Source organism: Pseudoalteromonas sp. SWN29 (assembly GCF_015864465.1).
GTDB lineage: Bacteria > Pseudomonadota > Gammaproteobacteria > Enterobacterales > Alteromonadaceae > Pseudoalteromonas.
Genome location: NZ_JADYXE010000018.1, coordinates 25,184 through 39,296, shown reverse-complemented (window position 1 = coordinate 39,296; position 14,113 = coordinate 25,184). Strand labels below are relative to the sequence as shown.

General features: G+C 39.7%; 14 protein-coding genes. 8 read left to right on the top strand and 6 right to left on the bottom strand.

The genetic code is table 11. From position 1 onward, the window contains the following. Nucleotides 1–2: 2 nt before the first annotated feature. On the bottom strand, nt 3–722 hold the full coding sequence (ompR, locus tag I6F53_RS08840) for an osmolarity response regulator transcription factor OmpR (protein ID WP_002959552.1): 720 nt from the start codon (nt 720–722) through the stop codon (nt 3–5). Nucleotides 723–916: 194 nt separating this feature from the next. Between ompR and greB the strand changes: the two genes are divergently transcribed. The 4 genes from greB to I6F53_RS08820 all read left to right on the top strand — a co-directional run bounded on the left by greB (nt 917) and on the right by I6F53_RS08820 (nt 4,962). Continuing rightward, nucleotides 917–1,390 (top strand): transcription elongation factor GreB, encoded by a 474-nt coding sequence (greB, locus tag I6F53_RS08835; protein ID WP_166420603.1) that lies wholly within the window; start codon nt 917–919, stop codon nt 1,388–1,390. A 132-nt stretch (nt 1,391–1,522) separates the two neighbouring features. Continuing rightward, nucleotides 1,523–1,834, top strand: coding sequence for a hypothetical protein (locus I6F53_RS08830; protein ID WP_197239201.1), 312 nt, complete (start codon nt 1,523–1,525; stop codon nt 1,832–1,834). A gap of 50 nt (nt 1,835–1,884) precedes the next feature. Then, the gene (locus I6F53_RS08825; protein WP_197176671.1) at nt 1,885–2,466 is read left to right on the top strand and encodes a CBS domain-containing protein; all 582 of its coding nucleotides are present in this window, start codon (nt 1,885–1,887) and stop codon (nt 2,464–2,466) included. 168 nt (nt 2,467–2,634) lie between these two features. Beyond that, on the top strand, nt 2,635–4,962 hold the full coding sequence (locus I6F53_RS08820) for a Tex family protein (protein ID WP_197239200.1): 2,328 nt from the start codon (nt 2,635–2,637) through the stop codon (nt 4,960–4,962). A gap of 61 nt (nt 4,963–5,023) precedes the next feature. Here the strand turns inward: I6F53_RS08820 and I6F53_RS08815 are convergent, their stop codons facing one another. From I6F53_RS08815 to bioH, 3 genes are all read right to left on the bottom strand, one after another. Next, on the bottom strand, nt 5,024–5,872 hold the full coding sequence (locus I6F53_RS08815; RefSeq protein WP_197239199.1) for a putative metalloprotease CJM1_0395 family protein: 849 nt from the start codon (nt 5,870–5,872) through the stop codon (nt 5,024–5,026). 5 nt (nt 5,873–5,877) lie between these two features. Continuing rightward, entirely contained in the window at nt 5,878–6,186 is a 309-nt protein-coding gene (locus tag I6F53_RS08810) for a hypothetical protein (protein WP_149594701.1), read from the bottom strand. 90 nt (nt 6,187–6,276) lie between these two features. Next, nucleotides 6,277–7,014 carry a pimeloyl-ACP methyl ester esterase BioH gene (bioH, locus tag I6F53_RS08805; RefSeq protein ID WP_197239198.1) on the bottom strand — a complete coding sequence of 246 codons (738 nt, stop codon included), beginning with the start codon at nt 7,012–7,014 and terminating at the stop codon, nt 6,277–6,279. 74 nt (nt 7,015–7,088) lie between these two features. On the opposite strand from bioH, the gene I6F53_RS08800 reads away from it, so the two are divergent. After that, nucleotides 7,089–7,766: a ComF family protein gene (locus I6F53_RS08800; RefSeq protein ID WP_197239197.1), complete on the top strand. Its 678-nt coding sequence runs from the start codon at nt 7,089–7,091 to the stop codon at nt 7,764–7,766. Nucleotides 7,767–7,989: 223 nt separating this feature from the next. Here the strand turns inward: I6F53_RS08800 and I6F53_RS08795 are convergent, their stop codons facing one another. Further along, the gene (locus I6F53_RS08795) at nt 7,990–10,548 is read right to left on the bottom strand and encodes a M14 family zinc carboxypeptidase (protein ID WP_197180889.1); all 2,559 of its coding nucleotides are present in this window, start codon (nt 10,546–10,548) and stop codon (nt 7,990–7,992) included. Between the two features lie 146 nt (nt 10,549–10,694). Between I6F53_RS08795 and nfuA the strand changes: the two genes are divergently transcribed. Continuing rightward, the gene (nfuA, locus tag I6F53_RS08790) at nt 10,695–11,270 is read left to right on the top strand and encodes a Fe-S biogenesis protein NfuA (RefSeq protein WP_002959571.1); all 576 of its coding nucleotides are present in this window, start codon (nt 10,695–10,697) and stop codon (nt 11,268–11,270) included. A 9-nt stretch (nt 11,271–11,279) separates the two neighbouring features. Beyond that, nucleotides 11,280–11,549 carry a hypothetical protein gene (locus I6F53_RS08785; protein ID WP_166420594.1) on the top strand — a complete coding sequence of 90 codons (270 nt, stop codon included), beginning with the start codon at nt 11,280–11,282 and terminating at the stop codon, nt 11,547–11,549. 176 nt (nt 11,550–11,725) lie between these two features. On the opposite strand, the gene I6F53_RS08780 is transcribed toward I6F53_RS08785, so the two are convergent. Continuing rightward, on the bottom strand, nt 11,726–13,060 hold the full coding sequence (locus I6F53_RS08780; RefSeq protein WP_442960584.1) for an MATE family efflux transporter: 1,335 nt from the start codon (nt 13,058–13,060) through the stop codon (nt 11,726–11,728). Here I6F53_RS08780 and I6F53_RS08775 point away from each other — a divergent pair. Then, complete coding sequence (locus I6F53_RS08775; protein WP_197239196.1) at nt 13,040–14,077, top strand: polysaccharide deacetylase family protein; 1,038 nt, start codon at nt 13,040–13,042, stop codon at nt 14,075–14,077. The genes I6F53_RS08780 and I6F53_RS08775 overlap by 21 nt on opposite strands. Nucleotides 14,078–14,113: the final 36 nt, after the last annotated feature.

Below are 14,113 nucleotides of genomic sequence, written 5' to 3'. Positions count from 1 at the left end.
AATTACTTTTCACCGTCGGGAACAAACACATAACCCAAACCCCAAACGGTTTGAATATAACGAGGATTGGCTGCATCTACTTCAATCATGCGGCGAAGTCGTGACACTTGCACGTCAATACTTCGTTCAAGCGCACTGTAATCACGACCACGCGCTAGGTTCATTAGCTTATCCCGGCTAAGTGGCTCACGCGGATGCGAAACCAGCGCTTTAAGTACTGCAAACTCACCACTGGTAAGTGAAATTGTTTTATCTCCTTCACTCATTTCTCGCGTTGCCAAATTAAGCGTAAATTTACCAAAAGCGATTAAGTTTTCTTCAGCAGCGGGAGCACCAGGTACTTCTTTTGCGCGGCGACGTAAAATTGCTTTAATACGCGCAAGCAATTCTCGAGGATTAAAAGGTTTCGGAATGTAGTCATCAGCGCCAAGCTCAAGACCAATAATACGGTCTACTTCGTCGCCTTTAGCGGTAAGCATTACAATAGGGATTTCGTTTTCTTTTTGACGTAAACGGCGGCAAATAGATAAGCCATCCTCGCCTGGGAGCATTAAATCAAGAACCATTAAGTGAAAGTTTTCACGCTCTAGGAGTCTATCCATTTGCTCCGAATTACCTGCGGTTCTAACAATAAAACCTTGCTCTACTAAGTAACGTTCAAGCAAACTGCGTAAGCGCATATCGTCATCTACAACTAATACTTTTGTGGTTTCGTGTCCCATTATCTCTTTCTTATTTTTATATCCAATTACTAGTTAATATAAATGAAAAACCTAATAATCAAAAATTAATTACCTGCTTAGATTGTTACTGAACATTTCAAAGCTTACTTACGCATACTTTATTACATTTACGCTCGACAAGTTTTGGCAAATTTAATAACGTGCAGACCATTAGAGTTAATAAAGAATTCACCATGAAAACAAATTTAATTACCCGCGAAGGTTACTTGCAATTACAACAAGAACACGACCATTTGTGGAATGTTAAGCGCCCTGAAGTCACCAAAATAGTGAGCTGGGCAGCCAGTCTCGGAGACCGCTCTGAAAACGCTGACTATCAGTATAATAAGCGCTTATTACGCCAAATCGACCGCCGGGTACGTTACTTGCGAAAGCGTATTCCTGATTTAAAAATCATCGACTACTCTCCCGTGCAAGATGGGAAAGTATTTTTTGGCGCATGGGTAGAAATAGAAAACGATGAAGGTGATATAAAAAGATTTAAAATTGTAGGCCCAGATGAAATTTATGAGCGCAAAGACTATATATCAATAGATTCGCCGATGGCGCGCGCGTTGATTAAAAAACAAGTAGATGACGATTTTGAAGTACTTACCCCTCAAGGTAAAAAGCAGTGGTATATAAATACTATTGAATATCAAAAATAATTCCTATATCAGTACCTACAAATAAAAACATTGATTCAGATCACATTAACTTTTCATTGTGTAATCTATTTGAGTAGGATATAAGATAGTTAAGCAGGTTATTTTTAACTTGAAATTTTTAAGGTCGTGGTTATGTCAAACGTAGTACAGCGCATATTAAGTAATGCCGTATTGTTTGCACTTTTAATGAGTGTGAGCTTGACGCTGCACGCCCATACCACGCAGGTAAAACTTGATAACGCTAAAATATCTAACCACTTTATTGCTTGCGATACTCCTGACCAAGCGAATCTCGACTTTGACGTCGACTCTCACGCTAATACGATTACCCTTGGGGCGCTTCAACCACTCCCTAATGCCGTACACTCTTTTTACAAGAGCACTAATTTAAACAGACCTTTTAGCACTGCGTACCAACGTGGACCACCTAGCTATTTAATTTAATTCATTATTTTACAATTTAATTAAATTTTATAACTAATAAGGTGACTATTATGTCTAACTTTAAAGAATTACGTACTCAAAATGTATCTCACGGCGTTATTGCAAGCACATTTGCAGATGATCAACCATTAATTGATTTAGCATCTCCTGCATTAAAAATGGTAAACAACTTTACGCAAACAACACCTATTCGTGCTCAGCACGAAACAACAATAACTGAAGCACTTAAACAAGTAAGCGCAAAACAATCAGACTTTGTTTTAGTAACTGACGAGCACCAAAAATTGATTGGTCTTGTTTCTAGTGCTGATTTGCAAAGCTCTAAAATAACTATTATTGCCGAGCGCTTAAATACACCAAGAGGCGAAGTAAGCTTGCGCGATATCATGACACCTATTAGCAAAATCATGGGTGTGAGCATGCAAAGCTTGAGCTATGCATGCATTGGCGATGCGCTACAAACAATGGAGCATCAGGGTACAATGTTCTTATTAGTAACAACGGCAAGCAACGAAATTTGCGGTTTAATTTCAGCACGTCAAATAGCTAAAACATTGCATATCCCTGTAAATATTTCGCCTATTGCTCACTCTTTCAGTGAAGTATTAGAAAACATAGAGCACCCTCACTAGGGCGCTCTTTTAGCTGAATTAATTTACTCCCTGCCCAACCATCTTAAAGCAAGTAAAATAGCTTGCTTTAAGAGCTTTTCATTACTACCTCCTGTGATATTATTCAAGCAATTAACTACGCCAGAAACACGCTTCTGGTCTTATTTTATTGTATAAAAAGGTTTTTGCATGAGCGATATCTCTGCACGTTTAGCCATAGAACTAAACGCACAGCAGCAACAGGTTGTTGCTGCAACAAAGTTACTTGATGAAGGCGCAACTGTTCCTTTTATTGCCCGCTACCGAAAAGAAATTACAGGTGGCCTAGACGACACTCAATTACGCCTTTTAGAACAGCGCTTATCTTACTTACGAGAGCTTGAAGAACGCCGTAGTTTTATTTTATCGACTATCGAATCTCAGAAAAAGTTAACTGCTGAACTAAGTGCCGACATTGCCAATGCACAAAGTAAAACTGAACTCGAAGATTTATACCTACCCTATAAAGCTAAACGCCGCACTAAAGGCCAAATAGCAATTGAAGCAGGTTTAGAGCCACTGGCCGATGCACTATTTAAAGATGCTAACCTTGACCCAGAGCAACAAGCAGCGCAATTTGTAGATGCCGAAAAAGGCTTTGCAGATACTAAAGCGGTACTTGAAGGCGCTAAATTTATTTTAATGGAGCGCTTTGCAGAAGACGCTAAATTACTCGCTAAATTTAGAAGTCATATTAGCCAAAATGGTGCTATTGAAAGTACAGTGATTAAAGGCCAAGAACAAACAGGTGCAAAATATCGCGATTACTTTGAGCATCAAGAGCTTCTTAAAAAAGTCCCTTCTCACCGTGCACTTGCAATGCTTAGAGCCCGAAATGAAGGCGTACTTCAGTTAAATGTTAACCCTGAGCCAAGCGCTGAAAACTCAGCGCAACTGTGCGCTCAAATGATTGCCGATCATTATCGTTTAGATATTAAATATAAAGCGGCAAGCCCTTGGTTATTAAATGTTGTGCAATGGGCGTGGAAAATTAAATTAGGCCTGCACCTAGAGAATGAATTTTTTGCAGCAATGCGCGAAAAAGCAGAAACTGGCGCCATTGATGTATTTGCTAAAAACTTAAAAGATTTATTAATGGCAGCACCTGCTGGCCCTCGTACTACACTTGGCCTCGATCCTGGTTTACGTACAGGCTGTAAAATTGCCGTTGTTGATAGCACAGGTAAATTGCTAGCTACACAAACTATTTTCCCTCATGCACCACAAAACCATTGGGATAAATCGTTGCGTACATTAGAGCAACTTTGTCGTCAGCATAAAGTAGAGCTTATTGCGATTGGTAACGGTACAGCATCTCGCGAATCTGATAAGTTAGTTGCTGAACTTATGAAAGCCAATACCGAGCTAAAACTTAATAAAATAATGGTGAGCGAAGCGGGCGCATCAGTTTACTCAGCGTCTGAATTTGCCGCAAATGAATTTCCTGATTTAGATGTTTCTATTCGTGGTGCTGTATCTATTGCACGCCGCCTTCAAGATCCACTTGCTGAACTAGTTAAAATTGAGCCAAAATCAATTGGTGTAGGCCAATATCAACACGATGTATCGCAAAGCCAGTTAGGCCAAAGCCTTATTTCAGTCGTTGAAGACTGTGTAAACTCAGTTGGCGTAGATTTAAACATGGCCTCGGTACCGCTACTTACACGCGTATCGGGTTTAAACAAAACATTAGCGCAAAATATCGTTAATTATCGCGATGCTAACGGCACATTTACTAAACGTAGTGAGCTTAAAAAGGTTGAGCGTTTAGGACCAAAAGCATTTGAACAAGCGGCTGGTTTTTTACGTATCAACAATGGTAGCGATCCACTAGATAACTCATCAGTTCACCCTGAGGCTTACCCTATTGTTAAACGTATTTGTGAGCGTAACAGCGTCGATGTAAGCAGCTTAATTGGTAACAGCGACTTTTTAACTAAACTTGCTGCTAACGATTACATTGATGATAAATTTGGTTTGCCAACCGTTACCGACATTATCACTGAGCTTGATAAACCAGGTCGCGATCCGCGTCCTGAATTTAAAACTGCTGAGTTTAAAGCGGGTGTTGAAAAAATTAGCGACTTAAAACCAGGTATGATTTTAGAAGGCGTGGTTTCAAACGTTGCTAACTTTGGTGCATTTGTTGATGTAGGTGTTCACCAAGATGGCTTAGTGCATATTTCAGCAATCACTAATAAATTTATATCAGACCCACGCGAAGTAGTAAAAGCAGGCGATATTGTAAAAGTGAAAGTAGTTGAAGTAGACGCTGCACGTAAACGCATAAGCTTTACTATGCGTTTAGATGACGATATTGATACAAGTAATAAGTCAGCAGCCCCTGCGGCGCAAAAAGCACAAACACGTACTAATAACTCACAATCTCGCGCTGCAAAGCCTAAACGTGACAACGGTAACGCGTTAATGGGTAATGCATTTGCCGATGCGTTCGCTAACGCTAAAACGAAAAAATAAACTTTAATCAAAACTAAAAAAACCGCGTAAGCGGTTTTTTTGTGTTAATTTTAAGGAGTTATTAGCCATACGCCGAAAAGCCACTTTCGCTTTGTGGTGAACTCGTCATTTGATAAAAATTAGCAATGCGCCCAGATCGAGCTTCCACATCGGCATCGCGAGATTGCTCTGTATTGGTATCGCTTTGTGATTCTGCAGTGCTGGTTTCGCTGGCTGAAAGCTTATTACCTTGCTCACCTTCTTCGCTTTGCTCTTCTTCTGGCATCGCAAGTTCGGCTTGAGCCGCTGCTAGCTTTTGCGTAGCATCTGCAGCAATAGAGCGATCAGCTCCCGAAGGCTCTGCAGGCGCTAATGCGGCAGCACGTACGGTTTGCATTTTATCGATAGTGGCTTGCGGATCATTGGGGACTTCAGATACATCAATTTGTACCTCACCACTTACAGCATAGTTGGTGCCATCTGGACCACGTTCATAACCATAGCTCGGCGATCCTGCATGTTGCCCGCCAACAGCAGCATGAGCTTGTTCGTGCACACGTACTTCCGTATCGCGGGTTTTAAGTTCTTTAATTTGCTGTTGTTCTTGTTCGAGTAGTTGCTCTTCTTGCTCAGTATCTTGTTGAGACGCTTCTTGATCGGCACTCTCTGAATTTTCTGAATTGCCTTCGCGCTGCTCAACTGCTTTATCGTCAGCTAGTTTACCGCTGGCATCATAAGTCGATACATCACTATTATTGCCTGGAAGTTTAGCTTTTTCAGCATCGCTTTGTGCTTTGGTTTCAGTATTGCTCGCACTGCTTGAAGCAGGAGCAGGAATAACTTCTCGTAGCTGGTTGTCACGCCGTGCGGTTTCCGTATAAACATTTGCTGTGTTTATATTGATAGACGGAAATGGCGTGACAATATTCATTATTACTAAACTTTAATATCGATTAACGTGCCAAGTACATCATCAGCCGTTTGAATTGATTGCGTGTTTGCCTTAGCGTTAAATTCTTCAACTTTTAAATTAACAAGTGCTTCATCAACACGAGCTGGTTGTGCTACAGGTGCAGTAATGGCTTCTTCTGGGCGTGCTGCGCTAAGCTGACGTTGCTGCGCTAATTGCGCGTCATCTTGTTGTTCTATACTGGCACGGTTAATCTCAGCACTGGCTTTTTCAATACCTTGGCTAGCACGATTAAACCCTTCTACACCACTATTAAATACAGATCCGATTGGCATATTAAAATCTCCACCAAATAAACATTGTTTAATTATCGCTCAGGTTATGCTCAAAATAAAGCTTTAAACCGCGCTATTATTAGCTCTATTTTAAAGCATTGATTTAACGACAGATAAAAACTCACTTTTATGAGAAATAAACGGCGCGTGCGACGCTTTATCTAGCACTTCGTATTCAAATTCAGTATTTAGTACTGACATTTCACTAATTGCTTTATAAGGCACTAAGGCATCAAGTCGGCCAAATACTCCTTTGATCGGCACAGGGCAATGAGCAAATAAATCACGTAAATCGTCGTTTTTTAAAATATCTAAACCAGCACTCAGGGCGTCGCTTTGTGGTGCGCTGTACTGATTTAGTAATTGTTTAAGCAGCTTTATATCATCACGTGCCGACTCGCTACCCATCGCTTGAATAGCTAAAAAGCGATCTATGGTTTTTTCTCTGTGATTAACTAATTGCTCTTTAAACTGCGCCAATACATTCGCTTTTATTCCGGGCCAATTATCTGCCTCCGCAAAAAAAGGAGTCGATGCAATTAAAATAACTTTTGATACTTTTTCGGGCCAATGCTTTGCAATATAAAGTGCAAATAAACCACCTAACGACCATCCCATTAAAATAGACTGAGGCTTTAGCTGCTCACTTAAAATTACTGCTGCATCATGCAAAGTATAAGGGCTTGGGCAAATAAGGCTATTACCAAATCCCGGTAGGTCAAGGCTACGTACATTTCCTGAATATAAAGACTCAAGTTCTGGCTGTACTAATTGCCATACACCCTGATTCATTCCCCAACCATGTAATAACACTAGCTCACTTTGCATATTTGCCTAACCTTTACCAAACTTAGGCTTATCATAACGTTTAAATAGGTGGTTGTAATGCACGGAGTGAATCAATGAAACAAGCCGTTTTAAATTGGTTATTTCCCTCTTATTGCGTGCAATGCCAAAGCCCGATTACGGCCAATTTAGGGTTATGTGATTATTGCCTTGAAGATTTACCGTTATTTGACTTTAGTAAGCATAATAATTTACTGCATCGACCCGATATTGTTGAGATGTTTCCTAATTGCGAGTTTGATAAGTTATTTGCCTGCGCTTTTTATCAACCGCCCTTTGATCATTGGCTTAAAAGGCTAAAATTTAACAACCAAATTCATTATAAAAAGGCATTGCAGCAAGTTATAAAAAAACAATTAACGCAGTTTTTTGAGCAAAGCCCTACTTTGCCAGATACCTTTATTATTTTACCTCTTCATAAAAGCCGATTCATTACTCGCGGGTTTAATCAGGTAAGCCAAGTATGGCAGCCTCTTTTGTCTCAATTCGCACCTTTAAATAGTAGTCTTATTCGCAATAAAAAAACCCAAGCGCAATCTGCACTTTCAAAAGCCAAACGAGTCAAAAATTTAAAAAATGCCTTTATTTGTACAGAGGATATGAGCGGAAAAAACGTCGCTATTATTGATGATGTTATGACGACAGGGGCAACATTGAACGCAGCTACTAGTGCACTAAAACAAGCAGGCGCTAAACAAGTGTGGGCTTTTACAACTTGCTTAACGCCTATATAATTATTAAAAAGTATTATACCAATCCGCAATAATACTTAATCATTTTGCGGGGCTAAACGTGTCGCTACCTGTGTTAAAAAATTCTCATTTACGACTGCATGGATGCAGAAGGTAGAGCAATGCAGGAGCAATTGCCGAGAACAACTAAATAGCGAATTTTTTGCCTAGCTATCAACACGTTTTTCCATCCTCAAATTAGATCTCTTAATTAAGCGAATTGGTATTAATCGCCATTTACTCGAAACGTATGGCCAAAAAAGAGCGCATTACTGAGTAATCTACTTGTCCCATACCAGTAACCTCTAAACACCGGATCGTCAGTCATACCAATTACAGTGCCTCGCCCGTACGAATGAGCTATTAACCCTGCTCCACCCGCTACTTGCTCAACATTCACGGCATCGGTAAAGCCTGCCAATAATGGATTTTTAGTGTAGGTAAGTATATTTACAAACGGCGCATCTGAAGTTTCTAGCAACCAAGTACTGTTTTTAAATACCGGTAATGTATTGCGCTTAAGTGAAAATGTAAGCGGATGAGTCAAATCTACATTAGTATTAAAAATAGCCCCGGCAATGCGCTGACGCCCCGCTAAATGATCCTTATCGGCGTAATTTAGCCCTTTGGTTTTAAATGCACTTGCTACATCTTGGCGTGATAGATAACTTGCTTTAAGTAATTGCTGATCAGCTAAAAATTTAGCGCCACCTTTGTGACCCCAAATAACGCCGCCTGTTCTTACCCAGCTTTTAATAGCCACTTTATCAGCGTCCGATAGGCTATTGTAGTTACCATGAGCAAGTACTATATGACTGTAATTACTGAGCTCAATAGAGCCTAAACGCTCCATTTCAACAATTGTTGGTGCAACGCCTACAAAGCGGTCGAGGTAATACCATACTTCTCCTGCTTCATACTGGCTTACGCCTTTACCCCCTATTAATAACACTTTTGGCTCGCTAACAACGGCCATTGTGCGAGACCCTAAATCAGCACCTTTACTTGTAAGGCCGGTAGTTATTGGCTTAATCGCAATTCCAAATTCATTTTGTGCTTTATTTAGTATATCTACCCAATCGTTAGTTGTTTGTAAGCCTGCTGGGACAATAATACTGCCGGCATTAAAGTTCACTTCGCCGGAGTTTGTTTTAGCTGTTAATGGGCTTAACGCTACCCGCGCTTTAACACCTTGCTTTAAAAGGCTGTTTAACATTTTAGGTGCTAGGTAGTCATCCCACGAAAAACCAAAAGCATAACCTTGCTCAAGTTTAGCAAAAGAAGGTTTAACTGCTTTTTGCCATGGTGTACTAGCTACCTCTAAACCCCAGCTGCTTTTTACTTTGGCAAAAGGTAGATTAAATGCATGTGCTAAAGTCCAGCCAGATACGTCATAAAAAGTATTGTCAGCAAAGTTTTTTTGTTCGCTAAAAATAGCTTTTACCAAACGATATTGCGGTTGTGCTAAGGGCACAAAATAGCTATTAGTTGTAAAGCTTTTACCATTCGCTTTAAGTGATTTAGTCAGTGGGAATGCATCTATTTGATGTTGCTTTAATAACTCTAAAAAGTATTTAATACGCGAGTTATCTTTTTCGCCCTCAACAACATAACCTTCAAAGTTTTCATCACTGGCTAAATCAGCCGCCTGATTATAAAACTTAGCTTGGTAGTCTAGTAACGCAGTTCGATTATCAACAGCTGCTTTAAAGGTTGATAAGCTCGTTAATAACTGGTTTTTAATAGTAAAAGGAAAAGTCAGTGTACCGTTTATGGTTTCTTGCACATGCCCGCGAGAGCTTGCTTGTTCAAATAAAATTCCGACTCCACCATTTACATCTGGGTAAGTTGAACCTTTACCGTAATAAAAGTCGTCAAAGCTTTCTTCGGTAAAATAAAGGGCGTTGTTTTCATCTAATGTTTTTGCATGATAGTTAGCAATCGCTTTAGTTAATGTTACATTTTCATCTGGTGTTATTGGGTGCTTACGACTCGCAATACCAGGTTGAAAAAAGTAACTGCTGTTAGGTCCCATTTCATGAAAATCGGTTAAAACATTAGGTTTCCACTGATGAAATTTGGCAATACGCGCACGCGATTCTGGGTGCTGCAGCAATAACCAGTCGCGATTTAAATCAAACCAGTAATGGTTAGTACGGCTACTTGGCCAATTTTCAACATGTTCACGCGTTTTAGGATCGCTTGATAAGTTCATGCCCCGATTACTGTTCGCCCAATTAGCAAAACGAGCAAGCCCATCTGGATTAAGTGAAGGGTCGAGTAAAATAACCGTGTTATTTAATAACTCGTCTATTTCAGCACCTTGTGCCGCGGCTAAGTAATACGCCACCAGCAACGATGAGTTACTACCTGATGATTCATTACCATGCACACTGTACCCCATCCATACAACTGCAGGCTGTTTTGCAGAGTCAGTTTTAGTGCCATTATTGTTACTTAATCGAGCTAAATGAGACTCTCGAATTTGCTCTATATTTTTAAGCTTTTGTGGTGCAGTAATCGTTAGCATTACAAGCGGGCGCTGTTCATGCGTGCGACCAATTACTTCAAAATTTATACGATCGCTTTTATCAGCCAATATTTCCATGTAGCGCACGAGCTGATCGTGCCTTACATGCCACTCTCCTACTTCGTAGCCAAGCACTTGCTCAGGTGTTGGAATAGTGGGGTCAAATGTTACATCTTGTTCAAAATAATATGAAAGCGGCTTTGCTACACTTGAAAAACTCAGCAATACCACCATTAATGTTAATACCAAACGCATATAAATCACTCAAAAAATGTTCGTTGTTTGCACGCTACCATTGCTTAAAATAGATGCCAACTTTTTACGCTCAACACTAGCCGCAACACGACGAGCGGAGTATGATACGCAGTATCCGAGTAATTTAGTCAAGTATAGATGGTTTTATGATTTCTATTTCCGAAACAGCGCAAGCGCATTTTGCTAAACTATTAGCAGATCAATCACAACAAACCAATATTCGTGTGTTTGTTGTAAACCCTGGTTCATCACAAGCGGAATGTGGTGTGTCTTATTGTCCAGAAGACGCTGTAGAAGCGAGCGACATTCGCCTAAACTTTAACGGTTTTGATGCCGTTGTAGATGCAGAAAGTGCTCCATTTTTAGAAGAAGCTGAAATCGATTTTGTTACCGACAAAATGGGTACTCAGTTAACGCTAAAAGCACCTAATGCTAAAGCACGTAAAATAGGTGATGATGCATCGTTAAACGAGCGTGTACAGCACATGCTAGAAACCGAAGTAAATCCACAGCTTGCTAACCACGGTGGTCAAGTAAGCCTTGTTGAAATTACAGCTGCAGGTATAGCGATACTTCAATTTGGTGGTGGTTGTAACGGTTGTTCTATGATCGATGTAACGCTAAAAGAAGGCATTGAAAAAGAAATGATAGCTAAGTTTGAAGAAATCACCGGTGTTGCTGATATTACAGAGCACGAAGCGGGCGATCACTCTTACTATTAGGCCTTATAAATGTTAAAGCAGCTTATTTATCGCTTAGGGAGCAACCCTAAGCTGAGCTTAAAGCGCTTTTTTCGCGGCTTAGCACTGTTTGTGCTAGCCGTGATATTCATATCTATTGGGTATTACACCCACTACAGTTTACAAATAATTGGCGTTATAATTTTAGTCCCCGCATTATTTTTTGCCGGATGGGGCTACTGCGGTATTTTTGCTAATCGTTTTTCACAAGTTTTAAAAGATATGGGCCCTAAACATCACGACCCCGACCTCTGGAAATAAATCATTTATTTATACCAACCTCCATATATATTTGGGCAATTTATCGAATTAAATCACTCTATAACGTTGTTAAAAATTTTTTATTTAGAACAACTAGATACAAAAATTTTTGCCTAGTTCTAGCGCAATTTTCTTATCGTTAAATAGACCCCATATATAAGCAGATTAGTATTAGTTTAATCCAGTAGCTGATTATTTACTTTTAAGTGGTGATATTTAATTATTAACGTAACACCGCGCATTAACATAAAACAGCTCATAGCCAACCATAACCCGTTATTTTGCCAGTCTATAAACACCCAAAACACACCAAAAAACCCCACTCCAGCTGAAAGTATCATACTGTTGCGCATGTCCTTTGCTCGTGTGAGTCCAACAAAAATACCGTCAAACAAAAAGCAGCTCATGGCTAAAATTGGCAATGCTATTAGCCACGGTAAATAGTGTGTTGCCTCTTGAATAACCTCTGGCACATTAGTTAAAAGCTTGATTATACCGCTGCCAAACAATGCAAAAAAAGCGCTATATAACACGCCAAAAAGCATACCCCAAAATACGCTTATTTTAACCCAAAGCTCTATATTTTTAACGCTTCCTTGGCCTTTAGCTTGCCCTACTTTTGCCTCAGACGCATAAGCAACGCCATCAAGAGCAAAGCTCACCAACATTAAAAAGTTAAGTAAAACAGCATTAGCGGCGAGCGTAGTTTCGCCAATTCGCGCTGCGTAAAATGTCATAAAGCTAAAGCATAATTGCAGTATTAAAGAGCGAATAAATATATCTCTATTCAAACTCAATAATTCAGTCATTTTGCTAATACTCAACCAATTCGGTGCATTTAGCTCAATGCCTTGTTTTTTAGCTAGTTTAACCACTAAAAAAAGTGCAAATACTAACGCCGTATAATCAGCAATCAGTGAAGCCCACGCAGCGCCTGCAACGGCCCAATCTAAATAAACAACAAAATAAATATCGAGCACTATATTAACGATATTAGTGACTAGTAATAAATAAAATGGACCTCGACCATAATGCACACCAAGCATCCAACCCAATAACACTAAATTACACAATGCTGCTGGAGCACTAAAAATACGAATGCTAAAATACTGATACGCTTGGGTAAGTACGTCGCTGTTAGCAGCGGATAGGTAAGCAATAGCGTGTTTTATTAATGGGGATAGTACAATTAATAGCACAGCCACTGCGCTTGCCAGCAATAGGCTTCGTTTAAGTAAAGCGGCAAGTTGGGTTAAATCGTTTTTTCCGTATGCTTGTGCCACGAGTCCCGTGGTGCTCATTCTTAAAAAACCAGCAAGCCAAAATAAAATAGAGATAACTGCAGAGCCAAGGGCAATACCCGCCAAGTAATGAGCGCTTCCTAAGTGCCCAATTACAGCAGTATCAACAATTCCTAACAACGGCACTGTGATATTTGATAGTATCATCGGACCCGCTAACAACAGCAAGCTTTTATGGTGTGCCTTATTATGTATAAAAAATTGTTTCATTTAGTATTATTTTTCCTCTTTAGTATATCTATGCGCGCTCAAGCAGCCGTTATTTTACAGTATCATCATGTTAGTGAAACCCTACCCGCTGTAACTAGCGTTAGCGCAAATACATTTACTAAACATTTAAGCTATTTAAAAGAGCACAACTTTAACGTTATTCCTCTTAATGAGTTAATAAGCGCCCTTCAGCAAGGTGAAACCTTACCTGATAAAACAGTCGCCATCACCTTTGATGATGGTTATAACAATAACTATGAACAAGCTGCACCTATTTTAGAAAAGTTTGGCTACCCATACACTATTTTTGTAAATCCTAAATTAATAGACGAAGGCATGAGTTACGTAATGGGGTGGGATAAGCTCAAAGAATTATCTAAAAAAGGGGCATTAATAGCCAATCATAGCGGACAACATGATTACTTACACCTTAAGCTTGAAAACGAAACCGATGCACAATGGCAATCACGTATTAAGCAAGATATTCTTAGCTCTCAAAAACGCATAAAAGAAGAAATAGGCCAAGACTATAAATACTTAGCATACCCGTATGGTGAGTTTAATAATGAGTTGCAAGCACTTGTAACAGAGCTTGGTTTTGTGGGAATTGGTCAGCACTCAGGGGCTGTAAATAAAGATTCTAATTTTAGTCGCTTACCGCGTTTTCCTGCATCAGGCTTTTACAGCAAACTAGAGACTCTTATTACTAAGCTTAACTCACGCGCGTTTAATATCACCAATTTAACTTATCAAGATAGCGTTACACAGCAAAATCCACCAACGCTCACAATTGAATTTAATATGAGTGATTTCCATAAAAGCCAATTTGCTTGTTACGTATCAAGCGTAGGCCAAGCAAAATTAAAATGGATAAATAAAAATACAGTCGAAATAACCTCGCCAAAAGTGCTTAATAAAGGGCGTTCTCGTTTTAATTGTACAGCCCCTTCTATTTCAAGCCCTGGTGATTATTTTTGGTTTTCGCAGCCTTGGGTGATCCAATCGCCTAAAGCTTAACGACCTAACGTAAAAGCCACTAGGTTATTCTATTAA